Annotated in this window: 19 protein-coding genes; 14 read left to right on the forward strand and 5 right to left on the reverse strand. The window is 70.0% G+C overall.

The genetic code is table 11. From position 1 onward, the window contains the following. The first annotated feature begins 40 nt into the window (after positions 1–40). The 8 genes from IGS68_RS32640 to IGS68_RS32675 all read left to right on the forward strand — a co-directional run bounded on the left by IGS68_RS32640 (position 41) and on the right by IGS68_RS32675 (position 8,288). Positions 41–1,348, forward strand: a complete 1,308-nt coding sequence (locus IGS68_RS32640) for a c-type cytochrome (protein ID WP_201082915.1) — start codon at positions 41–43, stop codon at positions 1,346–1,348. A gap of 10 nt (positions 1,349–1,358) precedes the next feature. Continuing rightward, positions 1,359–1,856, forward strand: coding sequence for a (2Fe-2S)-binding protein (locus tag IGS68_RS32645; RefSeq protein ID WP_201082917.1), 498 nt, complete (start codon positions 1,359–1,361; stop codon positions 1,854–1,856). Beyond that, entirely contained in the window at positions 1,853–4,114 is a 2,262-nt protein-coding gene (locus tag IGS68_RS32650; RefSeq protein ID WP_201082919.1) for a xanthine dehydrogenase family protein molybdopterin-binding subunit, read from the forward strand. The genes IGS68_RS32645 and IGS68_RS32650 overlap by 4 nt, the downstream gene beginning before the upstream one ends. 399 nt (positions 4,115–4,513) lie before the next feature. Then, positions 4,514–4,969 carry a DUF2946 domain-containing protein gene (locus IGS68_RS32655; RefSeq protein WP_371821972.1) on the forward strand — a complete coding sequence of 152 codons (456 nt, stop codon included), beginning with the start codon at positions 4,514–4,516 and terminating at the stop codon, positions 4,967–4,969. 64 nt (positions 4,970–5,033) lie between these two features. Next, on the forward strand, positions 5,034–5,558 hold the full coding sequence (locus tag IGS68_RS32660; RefSeq protein ID WP_201082921.1) for a YcnI family copper-binding membrane protein: 525 nt from the start codon (positions 5,034–5,036) through the stop codon (positions 5,556–5,558). Next, complete coding sequence (locus IGS68_RS32665; protein ID WP_201082922.1) at positions 5,555–7,285, forward strand: copper resistance CopC/CopD family protein; 1,731 nt, start codon at positions 5,555–5,557, stop codon at positions 7,283–7,285. Before IGS68_RS32660 ends, IGS68_RS32665 begins: the two co-directional genes overlap by 4 nt. Positions 7,286–7,483: 198 nt before the next feature. Next, the gene (locus IGS68_RS32670) at positions 7,484–8,005 is read left to right on the forward strand and encodes a hypothetical protein (protein WP_201082923.1); all 522 of its coding nucleotides are present in this window, start codon (positions 7,484–7,486) and stop codon (positions 8,003–8,005) included. Between the two features lie 25 nt (positions 8,006–8,030). Further along, positions 8,031–8,288, forward strand: coding sequence for a PepSY domain-containing protein (locus tag IGS68_RS32675; RefSeq protein ID WP_247881496.1), 258 nt, complete (start codon positions 8,031–8,033; stop codon positions 8,286–8,288). Positions 8,289–8,383: 95 nt separating this feature from the next. On the opposite strand, the gene oxlT is transcribed toward IGS68_RS32675, so the two are convergent. Further along, a complete protein-coding gene (oxlT, locus tag IGS68_RS32680; protein WP_247881497.1) occupies positions 8,384–9,661 on the reverse strand; it encodes an oxalate/formate MFS antiporter in 1,278 nt (425 codons plus the stop codon). A gap of 589 nt (positions 9,662–10,250) precedes the next feature. On the opposite strand from oxlT, the gene IGS68_RS32685 reads away from it, so the two are divergent. Further along, entirely contained in the window at positions 10,251–10,442 is a 192-nt protein-coding gene (locus IGS68_RS32685) for a hypothetical protein (RefSeq protein ID WP_201082926.1), read from the forward strand. A 4-nt stretch (positions 10,443–10,446) separates the two neighbouring features. Here IGS68_RS32685 and IGS68_RS32690 read toward each other — a convergent pair whose 3' ends face one another. Together IGS68_RS32690 and IGS68_RS32695 are read right to left on the reverse strand one after the other, a co-directional pair. Next, positions 10,447–10,614, reverse strand: coding sequence for a hypothetical protein (locus IGS68_RS32690; protein WP_201082928.1), 168 nt, complete (start codon positions 10,612–10,614; stop codon positions 10,447–10,449). Positions 10,615–10,780: 166 nt separating this feature from the next. Continuing rightward, entirely contained in the window at positions 10,781–11,599 is an 819-nt protein-coding gene (locus IGS68_RS32695; RefSeq protein WP_201082930.1) for an NUDIX hydrolase, read from the reverse strand. 119 nt (positions 11,600–11,718) lie between these two features. Here IGS68_RS32695 and IGS68_RS32700 point away from each other — a divergent pair, with 119 nt between their 5' ends. After that, entirely contained in the window at positions 11,719–11,925 is a 207-nt protein-coding gene (locus IGS68_RS32700) for a DUF6494 family protein (protein WP_201082932.1), read from the forward strand. An 85-nt stretch (positions 11,926–12,010) separates the two neighbouring features. On the opposite strand, the gene IGS68_RS32705 is transcribed toward IGS68_RS32700, so the two are convergent. After that, entirely contained in the window at positions 12,011–12,724 is a 714-nt protein-coding gene (locus IGS68_RS32705) for a CBS domain-containing protein (protein ID WP_201082934.1), read from the reverse strand. Positions 12,725–12,936: 212 nt separating this feature from the next. Continuing rightward, a complete protein-coding gene (locus IGS68_RS32710; RefSeq protein WP_201082936.1) occupies positions 12,937–14,886 on the reverse strand; it encodes an alpha/beta hydrolase family protein in 1,950 nt (649 codons plus the stop codon). A 124-nt stretch (positions 14,887–15,010) separates the two neighbouring features. On the opposite strand from IGS68_RS32710, the gene IGS68_RS32715 reads away from it, so the two are divergent. From IGS68_RS32715 to IGS68_RS32730, 4 genes are all read left to right on the forward strand, one after another. After that, positions 15,011–15,955: an AEC family transporter gene (locus IGS68_RS32715; protein ID WP_201082938.1), complete on the forward strand. Its 945-nt coding sequence runs from the start codon at positions 15,011–15,013 to the stop codon at positions 15,953–15,955. Between the two features lie 311 nt (positions 15,956–16,266). Continuing rightward, complete coding sequence (locus IGS68_RS32720; RefSeq protein ID WP_201082940.1) at positions 16,267–18,498, forward strand: HWE histidine kinase domain-containing protein; 2,232 nt, start codon at positions 16,267–16,269, stop codon at positions 18,496–18,498. Then, positions 18,498–19,448 carry a sensor histidine kinase gene (locus IGS68_RS32725; protein ID WP_201082942.1) on the forward strand — a complete coding sequence of 317 codons (951 nt, stop codon included), beginning with the start codon at positions 18,498–18,500 and terminating at the stop codon, positions 19,446–19,448. Before IGS68_RS32720 ends, IGS68_RS32725 begins: the two co-directional genes overlap by 1 nt. A 291-nt stretch (positions 19,449–19,739) precedes the next feature. After that, positions 19,740–21,575 (forward strand): DEAD/DEAH box helicase family protein, encoded by a 1,836-nt coding sequence (locus IGS68_RS32730; RefSeq protein WP_201082944.1) that lies wholly within the window; start codon positions 19,740–19,742, stop codon positions 21,573–21,575. Positions 21,576–21,645: the final 70 nt, after the last annotated feature.

Genomic DNA, 21,645 nt, shown 5'->3' on the forward strand with positions numbered 1-21,645 from the left:
GCCGGGTTCTGGATCGGGGAGAAGGGAAGGAGGCCGGCAGATGCGGGTATCCCATATCGCGGGAGGGGTGCTGCTGGCGGCGGCGGCGGGCGCCGCCGGTTTCGCGGTGCTCGCTTGGCAGCCGGAGATCGAGCCGGTGGAACCGCCCGCCCGCGCCGCCTTCGACCAGGCCGAGATCGCCGAGGGGGCGAAGCTGGCGGCGCTGGGCAATTGCCTGCAATGCCACACCGCGCCGGGAGGCAAGCCCTTCGCCGGCGGCTATCCGCTCGAGACGCCGTTCGGCACGATCCACGGCACCAACATCACGCCCGATCCGGAGACCGGCATCGGGACCTGGTCCGCGGAGGCTTTCCGGCGGGCGATGGCCGAGGGCGTCGGCCGCTCCGGCGAGCATCTGTATCCGGGCTTTCCCTACGACCATTTCACCAGGGTGACCGACCGGGACAATCGCGCGCTCTACGCCTACCTGATGACCCGCGAGCCGGTCCGGGCCGAGGCGCCGCCGAACCGGCTGCCCCTGCCGCTGACCTTCCGGCCGCTGCTGGCGGGATGGAAGCTCCTGTTCCTGGAGGCCGGGGAATACCGCCCCGACCCGGAGAGGTCGGACGAGTGGAACCGCGGCGCCTACCTGGCCGAGGGGCTGGCCCATTGCGGCGCCTGCCACACGCCGCGGAACGCGCTGGGTGCCCGCGAGGCCGGCCGGGAGTTCGCCGGCGGCTTCTCCGAAGGCTGGTACGCCCCGGCGCTGGACCGGGACTCGGCCGCGCCGGTGCCCTGGACTCGCGATGCCCTGTTCGATTACCTGCGCACCGGCGTCAGCGAGGATCATGCCGTGGCGTCCGGACCCATGGCGCCCGTGGTGCGCAACCTCTCCGACGTGCCGGATGCGGACATCCGGGCCATCGCGACCTATGTCGCCGACCGGATGGGCGCGCCGGACGGGCCTGCCCCCGCGCCGCCCGCCCCGCCGCCCCCAGCGCCTGTCGCCCGCGCCGGCGGGGAGGAACGGGGGCAGGAGCAGGGCAGGGCGGCGGCGATCTATGCCGGGGCCTGCGCCACCTGCCATGAACCCGGCGGTCCGCTCCAGTTCCAGGCGCCGGTCGCCCTGGACCGGGCCACGTCGCTGGCGCAGCCGAACCCCAGCAACGCCATCCGGGCGATCCTGCACGGGGTCGAGACGCCGGACGCCGCGGCCCAACCGCTGATGCCGGGCTTCGCCAACGCGCTGACCGACGCGCAGGTGGCCGAGCTGACGGCCTGGCTGCGGACGCGGTTCTCCGGCGGACCCGCCTGGGACGACCTGGAGGCCGAGGTCGCCGAGGCCCGCTCGGGCCGATCCGCGGAATAGGAGGAACCCCATGATCACCCTGTCCGTCAACGGCCGGGACCATAGCGTCGATGCCGACCCGGCGACGCCGCTGCTCTACGTCCTGCGCGACGACCTCGGGCTCAACGCGGCGAAGTTCGGCTGCGGCCTGGGCCAGTGCGGCTCCTGCATGGTGCTGGTGGACGGCGCGCCGGTCATCTCCTGCGTGACCCCGGTGGCGGCGCTGGAAGGGCGGCGCATCCGGACGGTCGAGGGGCTGGGAACCGTCGAAGATCCGGGACCGGTCCAGCGCGCCTTCATCGAGGAGCAGGCGGCCCAGTGCGGCTATTGCATCCCCGGCTTCATGATCAGCGCCCAGGCATTGCTGGAACGGACAGCCTCGCCGTCCGACGCGGAGATCCGCGATGCCCTGCATCCCAACCTGTGCCGCTGCGGCACCCACATGCGGATCTTCAAGGCGGTGCGCCGGGCCGCCCAGGCGATGCAGACGGCCGATGCCGCCGGAACCGGGCGGGAGGACGCGCGATGAAGGATTTGGCCGGTTTCCCCCGGGCGCTGTCGCGCCGCGCCTTCCTCGGCGGCGGCGCGCTGCTGGTGGGATTCACCCTGATGCCCGGTCACCTGCTCGCCCAGGCGCCGCAGGAGGCCGACGGCGGGGGCGGCGTCGGGCTGCCCAAGGCGCTCGGGGCCGATCCGTCCCTGGAGTCGTGGATCCGGATCGACGCCGACGGCGCGATCACCGTCTTCACCGGCAAGGCCGAGCTGGGGCAGGGGATCAGGACGGCGCTGACCCAGGTCGCGGCGGAGGAGCTGGGCGTCGATCCCGCCGACATCGCCCTGGTCACGGCCGACACCGGCCGGACCCCCAACGAGAGCTTCACCGCCGGCAGCCAGTCCATGCAGGACAGCGGCACCGCGATCCTGCACGCCGCGGCCCAGGTGCGGTCGATCCTGTCGGACCTGGCGGCGGAGCGGCTCGAGGTGCCGGCCGAACGGCTGGGCCTGGAAGGCGGCTCGTTCAGGGCGCCGGACGGCAGGGCCGTGACCTTCGGCGAGCTGGTGGGCGGCGGCGCCCTCGACGGGGTCCCGGCGGAGGCGGGCGCAGCCTTGAAGCCTGCGGAGCAGTACCGGGTGATCGGCCGCGACCTCCCGCGGATCGACATCCCGGCGAAGGTCACCGGCGGGCCGGCCTATGTCCAGGATCTGCGCATGCCCGGCATGGTGCATGCCCGCGTCGTCCGGCCGCCGGGCTACGGCGCCCGCCTGCGCGCGGTCGACGCCGCGGCGGTCGAAGGGATGCCCGGCGTGGTCGGCGTCCACCGCGACGGCAGCTACCTGGCCGTGGTCGCGGAGCGGGAGTGGCAGGCGGTGACCGCCTCCCGGGCGCTTGCCCGTGCGGCGGTCTGGGACGATGCGACGGCGCTGCCCGACCAGGCAGACATCTTCGATACCCTGCTGGCCCTCCCGTCCGAGGACACGGTGATCCACGACCGGCGCGACGGCCTGGCGGCGGCCGCCGGCTCGACGCGGCGGCTGGAGGCGGAGTACCGGCGCGAGTACCATGTCCACGCCTCCATCGGCCCGTCCTGCGCGGTCGGCCTGTTCCAGGACGGCATGATGACGGTCTGGTCCCACGCCCAGGGCATGTACCCGCTGCGGGCCGCGCTGGTCGAGATGCTGGGGCTGCAGGAGGACCGGGTCCGCTGCATCCATGCCGAGGGGTCCGGCTGCTACGGCCACAACGGAGCCGACGACGCCGGCGCCGACGCCGCCCTGCTCGCCCGGGCGTTCCCCGGCCGGCCGGTGCGCGTCCAGTGGATGCGCGAGGACGAGCATTGCTGGGAACCGTTCGGACCGGCCATGCTGTCCCGCGCCGCGGGCGCGCTCGATACCGAGGGCCGGATCGTCGATTGGAACTACGAGGTCTGGAGCAACGCCCATTCGACCCGGCCGGGCGGGGCGGGAGCGCTGATGCCGGCCTGGCACCTGGACCGGCCGTTCCGGCCGGACCCGCCCACGCCGATCCCCCAGCCGGCCGGCGGCGGCGACCGCAACGCGATCCCGCTCTATGTCCTGCCCAACGCCCGCATCACCCACCATTTCATTCCGGAGATGCCCTTGCGGGTCTCGGCCCTGCGGGCGCTCGGCGGCTACATGAACGTGTTCGCGCTGGAGAGCTTCATGGACGAGCTGGCGGGCGAGGCCGGGGCCGACCCGGTCGAGTTCCGGCTGCGCCACTTGGAGGACCCTCGGGCACGCGACGTGGTGACCCTGGCCGCCGAGCGGTTCGGCTGGCCCGCCGCCGCCGATCTGCCCGCCGGCCACGGCCGGGGCTTCGGCTTCGCCCGCTACAAGAACCTGGCGGCCTACTGCGCGGTCGCCGTGGAGGTCGCGGTCGAGCGGGAGACCGGCGCCGTCCGGCTGGTGCGCGCCGTCTCCGCGATCGACAGCGGGCAGGCGGTCAATCCCGACGGCATCCGCAACCAGACCGAGGGCGGCATCATCCAGTCCGCCAGCTGGACGCTGCTGGAGCGCGCGACCTTCGACCGGACCCGCATCACCAGCCGGGACTGGAGCAGCTATCCGGTGCTGCGCTTCGACCAGGTGCCCGACAGCGTCGAGGTCCACGTGATCGACCGTCCCGGAGCGCCCTACCTGGGCACCGGCGAGGCCGCCCAGGGACCGGCGGCGGCCGCCATCGCCAACGCGGTCGCCGACGCCGCCGGCGTCCGCCTGCGCGACCTGCCGCTGACCCGCGACCGCGTCAAGGCGGCGATCGGGGTATAGTCGCCCGCCCGCGGCTTCCGGCCGAGTCATTCCGCCCCTTTTTCATCATGCCCGGACTTGATCCACGGCTGTCCGGCACGGCGGTTGCTGATCAACCATTGAGAACATTTCTAGTGACCGTTTTCTCCTTCAGTTCGTCCTCCGCGGGCTTGACCCGCGGATCTCAAGGCACGGAGGCGCCGATGCTTCCCGTGAAAGATGGCCGGATCAAGTCCGGCCATGACGAAAAAGGGGTAGTTCCGCCTTGAGTTCAGGCTTGTGAGCAGTACGCAACAACCGTGCCGGACAGCCCTGGATCAGGACCGGCTGGAAAGCATAAGCCCCGATCTTCCCGGTAGCTTCCTGTCGCCGGCTGTATCATTGTCCCGCATGCGGGAAACGCATGAAACCGGAAGGATCATGGGGACGGGCCGACGCAACGATCTCCGGAAAGGGCGGAGCGGATCACCGGTCCGGCGCGTCCTTTTCGCGTGGCTCGCCGTTTGCGCGCTCCTGATCCAGTCCATCGTCCCCGAGTTGGCGATGGCGGCGCGAGACGCCCCGGAACGCCGGATCGCGGCCACCGGGACGCATGCGCCGGGAATGGTCGCCGGACACGGCGCCCACGAGCCCCAGGAATCCCACGATTGCGGGACGACGGAACCGGATCGACAGCCCCCGCCGGGCGTCCACGACTCCTGTCCCTTCTGCTTCGTGCAGTCGTTGCAGGTTCTGCCGGCCGACGGCGGACGGATCGCGTCGCCTTCGGTCGCGGTCCCCCTGAAGGTGACGGTCCGCGACGCCGTTCCCCTCGTCGCCAGACAGTTCCTGACCTGCCTCCATCCCCGCGCTCCACCGCAAGACGACACGGCCTGATTCCCCATCGACGGACGGCACCCTGCCGTCCGTCGTCCCGTTCGTCTTCCGCGATGGAAACTCCATGAACCATGCCCTGACGGCGGCGCTTGGCGCCGCTATCCTTTGCCTGGCCGGCGCAAGCCCGGCTTCGGCCCATGCAACCCTCGAAACCAGGGAGGCTCCCGCCGGCAGCTTCTACAAGGCGGTGATCCGGATCGGCCACGGCTGCGAAGGCGCTGCCACGACGTCCATCCGTGTCCAGATTCCCGAAGGCGTCATCGCGGTCAAGCCGATGCCCAAGCCGGGGTGGCAACTGACCACCAAGGAGGGGCAGTACGCCCAGGCTTACGATTACTACGGCGACAAGCTGACCAAGGGCGTCACGGAAGTATCCTGGTCCGGCGGCAACCTGCCCGATGCCTGGTATGACGAGTTCGTCTTCCGGGCCAGGCTGCCCGACGTTCCGGCGGGTACGGTCATCCACTTCCCGATCGTCCAGCAGTGCGAGACGGGCGTGCATCGCTGGATCGAGATCCCCGAGCCGGGCCGGAGCGCGGACGACTACAAGGAGCCGGCTCCCGGCGTAAAGATCACGGCCAAGCCGTGAGCACCGGAGATCCCGCGGGACGGCATCGCGCCGGTCCGCGGGACGGCATCGCCCGATCGGCCGGTCTGCTGATGTTGGTCCTGGCGTCGCTGGTTCACGCGCCGGCGGCCCTGGCGCACGCGGTCGTGGTGGAGACCGGCCCGGAGGACGGCGCCCGCCTGGACGCGCCGCCGCGCGAGGCATGGCTGCGGTTCAACGAGCCTGTCAGGCCGGTCACGGTGCGGGTGCTCGCCGCCGGGGGCGGTGCCGTGACCGGACCCGAGGCGGTGACGGCCGAAGGCGAGACGATCCGCATCGCCCTGCCCGAGGATCTGCCGGAAGGCGGTTATGTCCTCAGCTATCGCGTGACCTCGGCCGACGGCCATCCGGTGGCGGGCTCGATCGTCTTCGCGGCCGGAACGGAGGCTCCCCCGGCCGCCGTCACCGAGCCGTCGGCAACCGACGGGACCGCCGTCGCGGCCGCGGCCGTCCGGGCGCTGCACTACGCGGCATTGCTGTTCGCGGCGGGCGGCGGACTGTTCCTGGCCTTCGTCCCGGCGCGCCGGGATCCCCTGGGCGGACGCCTGACGCCGGCCCTGTGCCTGGGAGCGGCGGTGGCGGCGCTGACCGGGATGCTGGGCATCGGCCTTGCCGGGGCCAACCTGCAAGGCGCGCCTCTCGGCAGCCTGCTGCAGGGCGGCACCTGGCAGACCGGGCTGGCCACCTCGGTCGGCTTCGCCGGGCTGCTCGCCCTGGCGGGGCTGCTCGCCGGCACGACGGGCTTGGCGCTCGATGGCCGGCGGGGAGACGCCGCCCTCGTCGTCGGCGCGCTGCTGGCTTCGGCGTCCCTGGCCGTCACCGGCCACGCCGCCACGGCGCCGCCGCGATGGCTGAGCCAGCCTCTGGTGTTCGCCCATGCCCTGGCGGCGATCTACTGGGTGGGCGCCCTGTGGCCGCTGATCGTCGTCCTGCGCACGGTCCCGCCGGACGAGGCGATCCGTGCGGTGCAACGGTTCTCCCGGCTTGCCGTTCCCGCCGTCGCCGTGCTTGCCCTCGCCGGCACGGTCATCAGCATGCTCCAATTGGGCGACGCGGCCACGGTGGCGACCACCGCATACGGCCGGATCTGGCTTGCCAAGGCGATGCTGGTCGCCATCCTTCTCGCGCTGGCGGCGATCAACCGGCAGCGACTGACACCCGCCCTCGCCGAGGGACGACCCGCAGCCGCCCGGCGGCTCGCCCGCGGCATCCGGATCGAGCTGCTGGCGGTCGCCGGCATAATCCTGGCCACCGCGAGCTTCCCGCTGACGCCGCCGCCGCGGGCGCTGCTGGCCCAGGAAGCCGGCATGCGGGAGGGCGCCGGGGAAAACCACCGTCACGACGGGATTCCGGAAGCCGCGGCCGGACCTGGGCGGCCCGACGGATATACCGCCGTCGTGACCGTCGGGAACCGCACGGCCGTCATCGCCGTGGAACCGGCACGGCCGGGCCGCAACAGCGTGAAGGCGTACCTGACCGGACCCGGCGACGATGTCCTGTCGCCGCTGGAAGCGACCGTCGAGTTGGCTCACCCGGATGCCGGCATCGAGCCGATCAGTCGCCCCTTGGCCGTTTCGGCGCAGGGGACCGTCGCCGGCGACGTGGACCTGCCGTTCACCGGGAACTGGACCCTGGCCCTCGACGTCCTGGTCACCGACTTCGAGAAGGCGGTGTTCCGGACCCGGCTGATCGTCAAGGAAGGGAGATGACCATGGACGCCTGAAGGCGCGAAAGGAAAGGACGAGGCTTGCCCGCCCCGGGTCCGCGGCTCCGTGCCGGAGCCATGGCGCCGTCCTGCGGGACGGCGATCCGGACGGGAGATTCAAGGGTGGAAATTGCAAAAATAGTCCCAATTAGGGAAGCCGGACAAGAAAGTGATCGGGTTCCACTGAGCAAGGAGCAGTTCGATGAGTGTGCCTATCTCGACCGAGAAGCGGTTGCTGACCGCGAATGAATTCGACGTCGTCAGCCAGTCACACTATCCGGCGATCTGCGGCCTGTCCGAGGATGCACTGGCAAGCAATCTGAAGCTTCTGCGCGAGTACCGTCGGAAGGCGAGGGATCGCTCCCGCCAGCAGCGTCGGGAGATGCGCGGCAAGGCCGAGCCGCGCGGCGCCACCGCCGCCCGCGACAATACCGGCACGGAAGCGAAGGCCGCCATCTTCGCCGGCGCGGTGAAGCGCCTCAACCGCGAGCTCGGGCGGATCCGCAAGGCCGGATCGGGCGGCAGCCAGACCGACATCGCCCGGCGCGCCCTGGAGCTGAAGCGCCAGAACCGCGTCCGCCATCATCCCAGTTCGGGCAGAACCGCGAACCGGTCGATGAGCATGGTCGAGAACCCCAACCCGACGGTCAGCATGGACCCGCGGGAGATCGGGCGCGTCTCGCAGGCGGTCAAGGTGGGCCAGGCCCGCCGCGACTCCAATTGATACGGTCCGGCACGGGAGATCGCGCATGTCCAGGATGACGGCCGCCCTGGTGGCTGCGGGACTGGGCTTCGGCGCTGCCGCGGCCTGGGCCGACGCTCCGCCGCCGAACGCCCGGCCCCTGTCCCAGCTTATCGCCGCCGTCGAGCGCCAGGACGATTTCGCCCATTTCAAGGAGATCGACTGGGACGACGACGGGTACTACGAGGTCGAGTACCGCACCCGCGGCGGCGGCGACCGCGAGGTCAAGATCGATCCCGTCACGGGACAGGTCAGGCCCGACTGAGGGTTTGGCCGCCCGGAGACGGAAAAAGCGCCGCTGCCTTTCGGCAGCGGCACGAGGTTCGATCCCGAACGGTTAGGTCTGGGTTCGAGGGGGGATCAGGTGGCGGCGGAACCGACCGGCTGGGCCTGCCCGCCGGTGGCGAGGCGGTATTCCTGCTCGTTCCGGGCGTGATGGCGGGCCAGCATCGGCCGCAGGACGACGATGGCGCAGACGGCGGAGCAGAGGTCCATGATCGCGACGGTGTAGAGCACGGTCGACCAGGTGCCGGTGGCTTCCATCAGGATGTTGCCGAGCGGGACCATCAGGGCCGCGATACCCTTGGCGCAGTACAGGAGGCCGTAGATCTTGCCGACATGCTTGGTGCCGAAGGCATCGCCCGCGGTGGCGCTGAAGAGGCTGTAGACTTCGCCCCAGGCCAGGAACACGACGCCGCTCAGGATCAGGAAGGCGTAGGGGTTGTGGCCGAAGTAGCCCAGCGCGATGATGCCGAGGCCTTCCATGGAGAAGGCGATGAACATGGTCTTCTCACGGCCGATATGGTCCGAGATCCAGCCGAAGAGGGGACGCGACAGGCCGTTCATGACGCGGTCGAGCATCAGGGCGAAGGGCAGGGCGGCCATGGTGAAGAAGTAGAGGTTGACCGGGAATTCCTTGACGCCGAGGTCGTGGGCGATCAGGCCGAGCTGGGCCACCGCCATCAGGCCGCCGGTCACGGTCAGGGTGAACATCAGCAGCATGGTCCAGAACACCGGGGTGCGCAGGGCTTCGCTGAGCGTGTAGTCGCGGCGGGACTGGGCGACCTTGGTGGAGTAGTTGACCTCGCCCTTCTGGGGCGACCGCAGGAACCAGGCCACGGCGAAGATGACGATGCCCTGGACGGCGCCAAAGTAGAAGAAGGCGCTCTGATAGCCGCTCGACGCGATCACGGCGGCGATCGGCAGGATGGTCAGGGCCGAGCCGGCACCGTAGCCGCCGGCGGTCAGGCCGACCGCCAGGCCGCGGCGATCCGGGAACCACTTCAGCGCGTTGTTGATGCAGGTCGCATAGACGCAGCCGACGCCCATGCCGCCGACCGCGGCGCCGACATAGAAGCCGGTCAGCGTGGTGGCATAGGAGTTGATGATCCAGGAGAGGCCGACCAGCACGCCGCCGATGGCGACCATCACGCGCGGGCCGTACTTGTCGATGAAGTAGCCTTCGATGGGGGTCAGCCAGGTCTGGACGACGACGAAGATCGTGAAGGCGGCCTGGATCGAGGCGCGGGTCCATCCGTAGGTCGCCTGGATCTCCGGCACGAACAGCGTCCAGGCATACTGTATGTTAGCCGTCGCCACCATACAGATCACGCCGACGGCGAGCTGGATCCATCGCATGCGGGCGGAATCGGGAGCCCGAGTCCTTCCCTGTTGATCAACCGATGTATGCATCGGACATTTCCTCCGTGTGGATGGACGACTATTGGTCCGGTGTTTCTTATTCTTCCGGAGGGCCTTGATCCCGTGACGGCAGCCTCGGAACCCACTGGTTCCCGGCTGCGACAACGTGACGCCCTCTGGTGTCTGGTATATTGAATGCCAAACACCAACCGTGATGCAAATGGTTTTATTATTTTTCCACGATGTGGAACGCGAATTCCAAAGTGGCGTCGGACAATCGGTTGAAACGGAAACCAATTCCCGGCGGCAGGGAGTATGCCGGACGACTAGGCCGCGACTCTGGAAGGCGTCGGCCGGGAGGCCGGGAGGGCGTTCAGGACTGGAAAGGGGCGGTCGAATACCACGCCGGAGGGAGGTGCCGTCCGGGATTTACTTGCGGGCGCGGCAAGGCCAGCCCTGACATCGATGCAAGGCTGACCTTTGGTATTCTGTATTCCAGTACGCTTGATGTCGTGCCGCGCCGCCGTTATGTTGCTATGCAGCAAACGACACCGGCGCACCGCCTCGGACCAAGGGAACCTGGAAAATGCTGAAGAACTCCGACTTCCTCCTCACCCTCATGGCTTTCGCCGGCCTCGCGACGCACGTCCTGACCTCGGGTTCCGCCTGGCCGTTCTCCACGTCCGCCGGCGAGGACGAGGGAGACAGCATCTTCTGGACATCCGACCGGCTGTCCCAGGGCGGCCAAGGCCACGAACGGCCTTTCTGGATCGAGTGATCCGTCAGAAGCTGGTCCAGACCATGCGTGTCAGGTCGGGTCCGGGTGATCCGGCCAGCAGCAGGACGGCCCCATGGCACAGGCCGCTCAGCACGCCGAACCAGAGGGTGGTGACCAGCACCTTCCGATGCGTGCCGTCCGCCGGAGCGTCCCGTGATTTCCTGATATGCACGCTTCCTCCCACTTCTTTCTTGTTATCGGTTTCATCTTCAACGGACCGGTCTGTAAACGCAACCGGCTCCGTTCCCTATCCAGCCCCTTTCCCGATTGGCGGAACGGGGTTCTGAGGCGCGGCATCCGCGCCGTCCGATTTTCTTTCCCAAGCGCCAGTTTCCGTCCTAACCAAGGTCCGCCGGGACGGCCGGCACGACGCAAGGGCCGTATCCGGCCCCATGCGGTATGCGGAGTTCCGCGCCGCCGGGCGTTTCGATCCATTCCGGCACGATCCTGACCAGCGGCTGCCGCATCGCCGCCTCGACCGCCTCCGCGACGGTGCGGCTGGCGGCGAGGCGCATCAGGTTCATCCGGGTGGCGAAGATCAGGCGCGCCGCGCCGGCATCCGCTTCGCCGAGGATTTCCGCCGGACGGCCCCACCGGCAGCTCACGATCTCCGATCCGTCGGGTTGGGCCTGCTGGCCGGGACTGGCCGCCGCGATGAAGAAGACCGTGTCGAAGCGCCTGGGACGCACGGACGGCGTCACCCAGTGGCCGAAGGGGACGAGGCGGTCGGCCGCGGGGATCAGCCCCTCCGCCTCGAGCAGGGCGCCGAAGGTGATGTCCCCGGACAGGAGCCGGGCGCGGTAGCGCGCCGCCAGGTCGGCGCAACGGGCGGGATCGGGCAGGGCGCCGTCATGCCGCCGCCGGGCCAGCAGGATACCGCATTCCTCGAATGTCTCCCGGATCGCCGCCAGCCGGGCCGGATGCAGGCCGCCGCCGGAGCTTCCGGAGGAGCCGCGATCCTCCGCGGCGAGGCATCCTCCCGGAAACACCAGCGCGCCCGGGGCGAAACCCAGCCCGGCGTGACGTTCGATCATCAGGGTCTCTAGCCCGCCGGGCGCATCGCGCAGCAGGATGAGGGTCGCCGCCGGGCGCGGGGCGGAGCGCGTCTCCGGGGCCTTGTCGGGGGCCTTGTCGGGTGCCTTGCGTATTCTTTGCATACCGTACACCACATGCCAGAAGGAAAGGGTAGTACGGTGCACGGACTTTGTGCAAGGTTGATTATGGAAGCAGCAACTCAGCGCCGTCCGGAGCGGGCGGCGGACAGGGAGAAGACAGGATGGATCCGGACACCTTCAACATGGAAGTCCGCAAGTTTCTCAAAGTCGTCGGGGTGACCTCCCAGCGCGAGATCGAGGCCGCGGTGGAACGGGCGATCCGGTCGGGCCGGATCAAGGGCGGCGAGACCCTGTCCGCCAAGGTCGTGCTCACCGTCGACGGCATCGACCTGCGCCACGAGATCGACGGCGAGATCGAGCTCGGCTGACGCCGTTCGGAACAGCCCAGGGCGGCGGGTCCCGGGCCGCGCCTGCGCGCGATCCGGAACCCGCCGCCCCGGCGGGCGCCGACGGCTACCAGCCCACGAAGCCTTCCGCGACCGGATCGACCACGTCGATATGGTCCACGACGTCCCGGACGCCCGGGACCGTCCGCGCGCCGACCACGAGCGCCTGCCGCTGGGACTGGGTCCGCACGGCACCCCAGAGATGGACGACGCCGTCCTTCACCACCACGTTCTCGCCGAAGTCCGGCGCCCAGGGCTGCTCCGCGTAGGCTTTCAGCACCCGCTCGCGGATCGTCCTGTCGTCCACCGACGGGGCGGCCGTTCCGGGCTCCAGGGTCGTCAGGATACGCATCAGGTTCGCCCGGCTGATGATGCCGACCACCTGACGGTCGCGGGTGACCGGAACCCGCTTGATCCGGCGGCTCTCCATCAGCTCGACCACCTCGTTGAGGGGGGCGTCCTCGTCGACGCTGATCACGCTGCCGCTCATCGCGTCGCGGACGGTCCGGCCGTGCTGCTTCGTGAAGGCGTCCGCCTGCGACGAGGCGCCCGCGACGAGGCCGAGCCACCAGGAGCCGCGGCCCTTGCCCTGGGTCTCGGTCCCGGTTTCCGCCCGCCGCAGCAGGTCGCCCTCGCTGATCACGCCGATGACGCGGCCCTGGCCGTCGACGACGGGCATGCCGCTGATCCGGTGCTCAAGCATCCGCTTCGCCGCTTCCGCGACGGTACTGTCCGCATCGATCGTGATGACGCTGCGGGTCATGATGTCGCCGGCCTTCATCGTTTCCTCCGTTCTTTTTCTTGAGTTCGATGCTTCTTGGCTTCGATGCAGATCGCCCGGGACTTGCCTCCCTCGGCGGCGGCAATCTGGCATACGTTATACCAACTACCAGAATTGCGCGGTGACAGTAAGGGGGCATCGGGACACGGGCGGCGCGATCGCCACCGCGGCCGGAAGCCGGGACATAGTCTTCGTGCCGGCCCTCCCTTTTCTCAGCGCGGCCAGTTGTCGATCTCGACGGGATCGATCGCGTCGGCCGGCCCGAAGCCGAAGATCCGGCCGTAGAACCACAGTTCGGCCTCCAGGGTCCGCCGTATGGTCGCCGCCTGCCGGAACCCGTGGCCCTCGCCCTCGAAGGCCAGCAGGGCCACCGGCAGACCCTTGGCGCGGAGCGCGTCGGCCATCATGGCGGCCTGGTTGGGCGGAACGACCTTGTCGTCCAGCCCCTGGAACAGGATGACCGGGCAGCCGATCCGGTCCAGATGATGGATCGGCGATCGCGCCCGGATGACGTCGCCCGAAGTTTCCAAGGGTCCGACCAGCCGGTCCAGGTAGCGGGACTCGAACTTGTGGGTGTCGTGGTAGAGCGCCTCCAGGTCGGAGATGCCGTAATGGCTTGCCCCCGCCCGGAACCGGTCGGTGAAGGTCAGGGCGCACAGGGTGGTGTATCCGCCGGCGCTGCCCCCGGTGATCGCGATCCGGTCGGGATCGGCGAGTCCCTGGCCGACCAGGTATGTCGCGGCCGCGACGCAGTCCTCCACGTCGGCCACGCCCCAGGCACCGTCGAGCGCCCGGCGGTACGGCGTCCCGAAGCCGCTCGACCCCGCATAGTTCACGTCGACGACCGCGAAGCCGCGGCTGGTCCAGTACTGGATCGGCAGGCTCAGCTGGGGGGAAGCGGCCGAGGTCGGGCCGCCGTGGCTCTTGACCAGCAGCGGGGGCAGGGTGCCGTCGGGCGCCCGATGATCGGCGCTGGTCGGGGGATAGTGGAAGGCATAGGCGGTCCGCCCGCCGGCGCTCCGGAACTCGATCGACCGGGCGACCGAGATCGTCCCCTCCGGCAGGTCGACCGGCGCCGAGCGGCGCAGCACCCGGACGCCGTCGGAGGTCAGCAGGACGACCGAGCCGGGCTCCCTGCCGCTGCCCGCCAGCAGCGCGATGCCGCCGCCGGCCATCGGTTTGACCGCGCCGATCTGGTCGTAGGGAATGTCCGCGGCCCGGGGCGACAGCCCGTCGCCGATGCCGGTAGCCAAGGACCAGAATCCGTCGCGGGTGAAGGCCGCGGCGATCCCGTCGCCGGCGAAGCCGTAGGTCGCCTGGCCGAAGTTCCAGTAGGGGCGGGCGAACTCCGCCGCCATGGGGAGAAGCGGGACCCCGGCATCGGCGCCGGCTCCCGTGCCGTTCCAGCGGACCAGGTTCCACCAGCCGCTCCGGTCCGAGACATAGTGGAGCGCGCCGGACGGGGACCAGGACGGCTGCACGACGGCGACGTCGTCCCCGCCGTCCACCTCCAGGGTCTCGGCCAGGGTCCCGTCGTCCCGCACCCCGGCCACCATCAGCCTGGTCCCGTCCCAGGGCATGTTGGGATGGTTCCACTCGATCCAGGCCAGCCGGCCGCCGTCCGGGGAGAGCCGCGGCGCCCCGTAGAAGTCGGCCCCGGCCGCGATCGTCTCCGGCGCCGCCGGGGCGGGCGGCCTGGCCGCGACCGACACCAGGACATTGAGCGGCTCCCCGTGCCCGGCCTCCCGGTGCAGTTCGCCGACCGCGATCAGCCGGTCCCGCGCCGCGTCGAGCACCAGGTCGGCGAAGCGCCAGCCGTCGCCCTCGACGGTCACCGGCACGGGCTCCTCCCCCTCCTCCAGCCGCCAGATCCGCTGGTCGGCGAAGTTGACGAACCAGACCGTGCCGCCGGCAGCCACGTAGCTGGCGCCGCCATACTCGTGGACCCGGCTGCGGGAGGAGAACGGCGGCGGCAGCACATCGCGGATGACACCGCCGGCGCTCCCCTTCACAATGACGCCCCGGCCCTTCTCCGCGGGCCGCCCCTCGATCCAGTAGATATCGCCGCCATCCACGCAAAGCTCGCTCAGCCCCACCGCCTCGCCGACGATCAGGTCCGTCGTGATGGGCGATTTCCAGGCTCCGTAAGGGGCAGTGCGCATCTCTGTGTTCCTCGCTTGTGGGGTGCGGAGTCCCTGTCTAACCCGCCTTGACCGGCCCGCGCCATACCCCCGCGCCCTGCCGGGGCGCCGGTCCGACGCTTCAAACCAGGAATCCGACATCCCCATGGTGATCTTCATCAACATCATTCTGCCGGTGTTCGGCCTGATCCTGGTCGGCTACGTCGCCGGGCGGACGCCGATCCTGCCGGCGGCGGCGGTCCGCGGAGTCGCCAACGCGGCGACCTGGCTGATGATCCCCGTGCTCCTGTTCCGCTCCACGGCGGCGGAGGGGACGGCCCGAAACATGGAGCCCGCGATAGCGCTGGCCTATTTCGGCGGCTGCCTGGTCATCCTGGCCCTGGCGCTCGCCTGCGGCCGGACCTTGTTCCGGCTGCGGCTCGACCAGCTCGGCGTGTTCGGCATGGCGGCGATGTATTCAAACGCCGTGCTGCTCGGCCTTCCGCTGGTCCAGACCGCCTTCGGTCCGGAGGGCGTCATCCTCCAGACCAAGATCATCGCCTTCCACTCGCTCATCCTGCTTCCGGTGACCACGATCCTGATCGCCGTCGGGCGCGGCCATTCCGGGGGGCTCTTGTCGATCGTCCTGCCCGCGGTGAGGGAGACCCTGTCCAACCCGATCATCATCGGCCTGCTGAGCGGCCTCGCCTGGAGCTTCACCGGCCTGGGCATCTGGGAGCCGCTGGACAGGATGACCGCGATGCTCGCCGCCGCGGCGTCGCCGACCGCCCTGATCGCCCTGGGCGCCGCGCAGGCCCAGAGCGCGCTCCGCATCGGCGGCGAACTGGTCGAAGCCCTCACCGTGGCCGTGCTCAAGCTGGTGCTGCATCCCCTGGTCGTCTGGCTGCTGGCGGCCAAGGTCGCGGGCCTGTCGCCCGAGGCCGTCGCCGTGGCGACCGTCACCGCCGCCTTGCCGGCGGGAGCCAACGTGTACCTGCAGGCCCACCAGTTCGGCTGCTACGTCGCCGGCGCCGTGAATGCCGTCATGCTGACGACCCTGCTGTCCGTGGTCAGCATCACCGTGGTCCTGGCGCTGCTTCATCCGGTCTGACGGCGGGACCGGTCGGCGCGGCAAATCATAAGGCAACTAATATTTTGATCTTGCGCCGCTCGAATCAATAATCAAAACATACCTCCGATTCGCGAATGAACAAGACGCGGATCGCTGACATTGTCGAGAGACCCTGCTGCTGAAGAAGAAAATGAATAACATTATCTCAATCGCGTTCCCGACAGGGTCGCCAATACCTAAAACCAGCTGATGGTTCACCGAAAATCGAATGCTAAGCACGCCTTTGGTCCGGGTGACGACGCCCGCCTTGCCCCGGCCACGCGGCGCGCCGGCGGGCCGAAAGCCTGGCCATGGCCGTGACGGCCAGGGCGAGGGCCGTCGCGCGCCTGTGCGCCGCCCTGGCGGCCCTGATCGCCGGGTGCTCCATCGCCGTCCGGGTCGCGGGATGGATCACCGCCGGGCCGATGCCGGAAAGCCTGCAGATGCTTCCCCTGACGGCCGTGTGCCTGTGCCTCGCGGCGCTCGGCCTGGGCGCGCGGAGCTTGCCCGGACGCTTGGCGGGCGTCGTCGCGACGCTGTCCGCCGGAGCGGTAGCGGCCGTCGCGGCATGGACGCTGCTGGCCTATGCCGCCGGCATCCCGCTTCCCCTGGATTGGGTGCGGATCCTCGACGATATCGCCGTCACGGCGGGTCACCCGACCCCGGGCCGCATGGCCTGGGCTACCGCGCTCAGCCTGTCGGCGACCGCCCTCGGGATCGCGGTTTCCGGAAGAGGGCGGGGAAGGAACCTCGCGGCTGCGTGGCTCGCGGCGCTGGGCGCCGTTCCGCCCGCCTTGGCCGGGGCGGGTTACGTGATCGGCGCGGACGTTCTCCGGGGTACCGGCTTCGCCACCGCCATGGCCCTGCCCACCGCCCTGGCCCTGCTGGCGCTGACGGCCGGCCTCTTCGCCCTGGCAACGGATGGCAGGTTGATCGCGTGGCTGACCGGACCGGGGCCGGGCGCCGCCACGGCCCGGACGCTCCTGCCCATCGCCGTCGCCGGACCGCTCGGGGCGGCCTGGCTCCTCGACCGGGGCGTGAACTCCGGCATCTACGGGCCGGAGTTCCGGATGGTGCTGGTGGCGGCGCTCAGCGCCCTGGTCCTCGCGGCGGCCGTCATCCTGCACGCCGCCCGGCTGGACCGATCCGACGCCCTGGCGCGGGCAAGCGAGAAGCGCCTGCGCCGCGTGGTCGAAGAGGCGCCGTTCCCTGTCATGGTGCACGCCGACGACGGCGAGATCTCCCTGGTCAGCCATGCCTGGCTCGACCTGACCGGGTACGCCGCCCACGATATCGGGACCGTGGCGGACTGGACCTCCCGCGCCTATGGCCGGAGGGTGGACGAGGTGCGCATGGACATCGACCGGCTCTTCGAACTCGACGGTCCGCTGGACGAGGGCGACTACGAAGTCCAGGCCGCCGACGGGCGGACGCTGCTCTGGGCGTTCCGGTCCGCGCCGATCGGCCATGACGCCCGGGGGCGGCGCCTGGTCGTCACCATGGCGGCCGACCTGACCGACCGGCGGGCCACGGAAACGCGGCTCCGGCTGCTGATGCGGGAGGTGGACCACCGGGCCAAGAATGCGCTTGCCGTGGTGCAGGCCATCGTGCAGCTCTCCCGCGCCGAGGATCCGGCCGTCTATGCCGAGGCCGTCCAGGGCCGGGTCGCGGCGATGGCGCGGGCCCATGTCCTGCTCGCGGCGTCCGGGTGGTCAGGCGTGGATATCCGGAGCCTGGTGGAAGGCGAGGTGGACTCCCTCCGCGGGCCGGACAATATCCTTGACGCCGCCGGGCCGGGAGCGGCGATCCGGGCCGAGGCGGCCCAGGCGGTGACGCTGGTCCTGCACGAGCTGGCGGTCAACGCTTCCCGCTACGGCGCGCTGTCCAGGCCGGGGGGCCGGCTGCGGGTCGGCTGGCGGCCGGACCCGGACGGCAGCCTTCGCCTGGAGTGGGAGGAACGGGGCGGACCGCCGGCGGAGATGCCGCCCGGGACCGGCGGTTTCGGCATCACGCTGATGCGCCAGACGATCGAGGGGCAGTTGATGGGGCGTTTGGAAATGGACTGGCAGGCGCAGGGGCTGGGGTGCCGGCTGATGCTGCCGTCCGACGTATGGCACCTTCAGGGCGCCGCCGAGGCATCCGGACCCCGCGAAAGCGAAGCCGTCCCTTCGGCCCGGGGACGGGAACGGCGGGTCCTGGTGGTCGAGGACGAGGCGCTGACCGCCCTTGCCCTGAAGACTCTCCTGAGCGACGCGGGGTTCCGCGTCCTGGGGCCGGTCGGACGCGTCGGCGACGCCCTCGCGCTCGCCCGGACCGGCGACCCGGAGGCGGCGGTGCTCGACGTCAACCTGTTCGGGGAGACGGTGCTCCCCCTGGCGGACACCCTGCGGGACAAGGGCGTGCCGTTCGTGTTCTGCACCGGCTATCAGAACGGCGGCGGGATCGCCGAGCACCACGGGCACGCGCCCGTCCTGACCAAGCCCGTCAACGGCAACCAGCTGATCGCCGCGGTCGACCGCCTGCTGTCCGGGCAGGTGTCCTGATGCCGCCCGTCCCGGCCTACGGATTCGCGGCGGCGGCGTTCCTCGTCGGCCTCGGCGCGCGTTTCCTGATCCATCCCGTGCTGCCGCCCGGGTTCCCCTATCTCACCTTCTTCCCGGCGGTGATCCTGACCTGCTTCGTCGCCGGCACGCGCGCCGGCACGCTGTGCGCCGTGCTGAGCGGGCTGGCCGCCTGGTACTGGTTCATACCGCCGTTCGACTCCTTCGGACTGACGTCGCACACCGCGCTTGCCCTGGCGTTCTACGTCTTCATCGTGGGCGTCGACATCGCCATCATCCACGCCATGAGGCGCGCGGGCGAACGTCTCAAGGCGGCGCAGCAGGTTTCCGCGGAGCTCGCCGAACGGCAGAGCACCCTGTTCGCCGAGCTGCAGCACCGCGTCGCCAACAATCTCTCCTTCGTCAGTTCGCTGCTCCTGCTCCAGAAGGCCGCCGTCGCCGCCGACCCGGCGTCGGCCTCCGGCGCGTTCGACGACGCGATTCATCGGCTGGAGATGATGGCCAGGCTGCACCGGCGCCTGCACGACCCGGCCGCGCTGGACCAGCCGCTCGGCACCTATCTCCACGGCCTCTGCGACGACGTGCTGAAGGCCGCCGGCGCCTCGGGCGTGGCCTGCCGGGTGACGGCCGACGATGTCCGGCTGGACCTGCGCGGGCTCACGTCGCTGTCCCTGATCCTGACCGAGCTGGTGACCAATTCGGTCAAGCACGCCTTCAAGGGGCGCGACCATGGGGTGATCGAGGTGGACCTGAAGCGCCTCGGCCCGCACCGCGCCGCGCTCACCGTCGCCGACGACGGCCCGGGGATGCCGCGGAAGGTCGTCCCGAGCCTGGGCCTCCAGATCATCCAGGGCCTTGCCTCCCAGCTCGACGGGGAACTGGTCCTGCCGGAGCCGGGCAGCAGCCTGACCCGGGTCGAGTTTCCCGCGTGAGGATCGCGGGGCGGGGAGGGGCGCTCCTCCGGCCCTGCGGGGGAATGCCCCGTCCGGCGCTCCGGGCCTGACGATATACAATATACACTCCGGACCAAAGGCGGTATCATCCGGAGGCCAGGGCGGTTTCGGGAGCACTGCCACGGTCGGAGCTTTCCGAGGCGATAGTCGCCCTCGCCGCCATCCGCGTCGCCTCGTTCACCCGAACCGGCAGCGGCTGCCCGTTTCCCGTCTTTCGCAACGGCGGCAAGCCGCCAGCGGAGTCCCCCTGCCAACTGGGTATGCCCGACCATGCGAAGAAACGACGGGGATAGCGACGACCGCCCCGAGGGTCCCTGGAATCCAGGCATCCAATCGGGGTTCACGCGCGAACTGCTGGCGCTCTCGACCATTTTCCGGCCGGAGAACTCCTTCAACGACATCGCGCAAGCCATGGAACTCCGGGACGTCACCGGATTGTCCCTGGAGGATCTGGCGATCTTCCGGCCGGAACGGCTGGCCCTGCACGAGGTGCTGGTACGGGTCACGGCGGACTACGAGATCCCCGATCCCGAAGACGCGAGCGTCAGCAGCCTGGGCATGAACCTGCGGCGCATGACCCAGACGCTCATGACGCTGGTCGTGGAACCGCACCGATCCCAGCTCGACGACCTGTACCGTCAGGCGGGATCCGAGCTTGAGACCTTCATCGGAAGCGAACTGTCGGGTTCGTTCCGCCGTTCCCCGACCGATCCCGGCAGGGAGCGGGACACGGCTCCGCGCGGTTTCTGGGCCTGGTTCCGCAGGTCGCCCGGCGTCGCGGCGGCGCCCGCCGTGGAAAGCGAGTGGGACCGCGACGAGCGGGTCGTCCGCGCGTGGAGCATGCGGGCGCACGCGAGCGAGGCGGCGCTGGAGAAGGCTGCCTTCCGGTCGCTCGTGAGGGTCGCTTCGGCCACCCGGCTGAAGCACGGCCGGATCCTGGGAGAGCGCACGTTCCTTCCGTCCCTCGCCCTGGGCCTCGCCTGCAACGACTATGGCGGCAGCGTCATCGGCCGGTTCCTCGAACCGAAGATCCGCGACGTCGCGCAACGGGAAGGGTTTCGGCAGATCCCCGCCCAGGGTCGGCCGGTCACCATGCTGACCAAGGGCGCTTCCGCATCGGGGAAGAGCACGATGCGGCCCCTGCAAAGGAAGCTGGCCGCGAAGATGGGCATCCAGTGGAACGACTTCGCGCTGATAAGCCCCGATACCTGGAGAAAGGCCCTGCTCGACTTCGATTCACTGGGTCCCTTGTACAAGTACGCGGGGATGCTCACCAGCCAGGAAGTCACGCTGATCGACCGCAAGCTCGACGCCCACCTCGTGCGCAAGGGCGACAAGCGGCAGACCTCCCACCTCCTGATCGATCGCTTCCGTTTCGACAGCTTCGCGCTCCACTCGGACGAAAGCAAGCACCTGCCGTCCCGCTTCGGCAACCTGCTCTGCTACCTGTTCATGGTGACTCCTCCCGAGGAGACGGTCGAGCGCGCCTGGCAGCGCGGCCTGGAAGTCGGCCGATACAAGTCGGTGGACGATCTGCTCGCGCACAACGTGGAGGCCTATACGGGAATGCAGGACATCCTGTTCGGGCGCGCGCTGGACCCGAACATGTCCGTCCACTTCGAGTTCCTCGACAACAGCGTCCCGCGCGGAGAGGTGCCTCTCACGGCCGCGTTCGGCTGGAGCGGCGAGATGAACATCCTGGACGTCCGGTGCATACTCAACCTGGAGCGATATCGGAAGATCAACGTCGATGCCCGGCGGCGAGAAGAAGTCTATCCGGACCAGGCGACGATGGCCGCGGAAAACAACGCGGGATACCTGGCCCGCTGTGTCCGGAAGTTCGCGCGGGTGAACTTGGCCGACCGCGCCACGGGGCGCATCTATGCCCGCTTCGAGGCAGCCCAGCTCCGCTGGACCGATCCGGATGCCCTCGCGACCGCGAGCGAGGACCCGGAAGTGCAGGCCGCCCTGCACGCGGTCGCCCCGGACATGGCGAAGATGGCCCCTTGGCCCGTCACCGAGCCCGAGTTTCTTGAACCGGACCGCTTCCACACGATCGGCCGCTGGGGCGGCATCACGCCCGGAGCGGGCAGGGGAACGCCATAGGCGGATCCCGGCCGGTTCCGTACCGTAGGGTCATTCAATTAAGCCATAATCTATCTTATGGAAAATGAAG

It is taken from the genome of Skermanella sp. TT6, assembly GCF_016653635.2.
GTDB lineage: Bacteria > Pseudomonadota > Alphaproteobacteria > Azospirillales > Azospirillaceae > Skermanella > Skermanella cutis.

What these genes read in the sequence shown, in the direction of transcription:
- IGS68_RS32640 (WP_201082915.1), top strand. Translation starts at nt 41, where the DNA reads ATGCGGGTATCCCATATCGCGGGAGGGGTGCTGCTGGCGGCGGCGGCG.
- IGS68_RS32655 (WP_371821972.1), top strand. Translation starts at nt 4,514, where the DNA reads ATGGGGACGGGCCGACGCAACGATCTCCGGAAAGGGCGGAGCGGATCA.
- IGS68_RS32705 (WP_201082934.1), bottom strand. Translation starts at nt 12,724, where the DNA reads ATGAAGGCCGGCGACATCATGACCCGCAGCGTCATCACGATCGATGCG.
- IGS68_RS32695 (WP_201082930.1), bottom strand. Translation starts at nt 11,599, where the DNA reads ATGCAAAGAATACGCAAGGCACCCGACAAGGCCCCCGACAAGGCCCCG.
- IGS68_RS32725 (WP_201082942.1), top strand. Translation starts at nt 18,498, where the DNA reads ATGCCGCCCGTCCCGGCCTACGGATTCGCGGCGGCGGCGTTCCTCGTC.
- IGS68_RS32650 (WP_201082919.1), top strand. Translation starts at nt 1,853, where the DNA reads ATGAAGGATTTGGCCGGTTTCCCCCGGGCGCTGTCGCGCCGCGCCTTC.
- IGS68_RS32645 (WP_201082917.1), top strand. Translation starts at nt 1,359, where the DNA reads ATGATCACCCTGTCCGTCAACGGCCGGGACCATAGCGTCGATGCCGAC.
- IGS68_RS32715 (WP_201082938.1), top strand. Translation starts at nt 15,011, where the DNA reads ATGGTGATCTTCATCAACATCATTCTGCCGGTGTTCGGCCTGATCCTG.
- IGS68_RS32670 (WP_201082923.1), top strand. Translation starts at nt 7,484, where the DNA reads ATGAGTGTGCCTATCTCGACCGAGAAGCGGTTGCTGACCGCGAATGAA.
- IGS68_RS32730 (WP_201082944.1), top strand. Translation starts at nt 19,740, where the DNA reads ATGCGAAGAAACGACGGGGATAGCGACGACCGCCCCGAGGGTCCCTGG.
- IGS68_RS32710 (WP_201082936.1), bottom strand. Translation starts at nt 14,886, where the DNA reads ATGCGCACTGCCCCTTACGGAGCCTGGAAATCGCCCATCACGACGGAC.
- IGS68_RS32685 (WP_201082926.1), top strand. Translation starts at nt 10,251, where the DNA reads ATGCTGAAGAACTCCGACTTCCTCCTCACCCTCATGGCTTTCGCCGGC.
- IGS68_RS32700 (WP_201082932.1), top strand. Translation starts at nt 11,719, where the DNA reads ATGGATCCGGACACCTTCAACATGGAAGTCCGCAAGTTTCTCAAAGTC.
- oxlT (WP_247881497.1), bottom strand. Translation starts at nt 9,661, where the DNA reads ATGCGATGGATCCAGCTCGCCGTCGGCGTGATCTGTATGGTGGCGACG.
- IGS68_RS32720 (WP_201082940.1), top strand. Translation starts at nt 16,267, where the DNA reads ATGGCCGTGACGGCCAGGGCGAGGGCCGTCGCGCGCCTGTGCGCCGCC.
- IGS68_RS32675 (WP_247881496.1), top strand. Translation starts at nt 8,031, where the DNA reads ATGTCCAGGATGACGGCCGCCCTGGTGGCTGCGGGACTGGGCTTCGGC.
- IGS68_RS32660 (WP_201082921.1), top strand. Translation starts at nt 5,034, where the DNA reads ATGAACCATGCCCTGACGGCGGCGCTTGGCGCCGCTATCCTTTGCCTG.